Origin of the sequence: Mesorhizobium sp. M1A.T.Ca.IN.004.03.1.1, assembly GCF_003997555.1 — a bacterium.
Taxonomy (GTDB): Bacteria; Pseudomonadota; Alphaproteobacteria; order Rhizobiales; family Rhizobiaceae; genus Mesorhizobium.
This window is the reverse complement of sequence record NZ_RZTV01000503.1, coordinates 1-262: the sequence shown is the minus strand read 5'-3', so window position 1 is coordinate 262 and position 262 is coordinate 1. Positions and strand designations below refer to the sequence as shown.

Annotated in this window: 1 protein-coding gene; it reads right to left on the bottom strand. The window is 56.9% G+C overall.

Annotated features, from left to right (window positions below; translation table 11 throughout):
• Window positions 1-262 (bottom strand): FCD domain-containing protein (locus EOD29_RS32635; protein ID WP_164763988.1); only part of this gene is annotated, 262 nt, incomplete at both ends.

The following is a 262-nucleotide window of genomic DNA, read 5'->3' as shown; positions in this document are numbered from 1 at the left end:
AGCGCATCGAGAACTTCGTCATAATATGAATTATTGGTGGCAGCTGCGATTTCTCGGTGGAAAGCGAAGTCGCTCTTGCCGGTTGCTTCGCCGCGCTCGAGCAGCAGGTCGAATTCGAAGAATGCTTCCTGAATCTGCGCTTCCTGAGCCGCATTGCGCCGTAGCGCCGCAAGCCCCGCGCTCTCGATTTCCAGCCCCATGCGCACCTCGATGATGTTGAGTGCATGGGAAACCTTGTTGCCGACATCGGCGCTGATCGAAC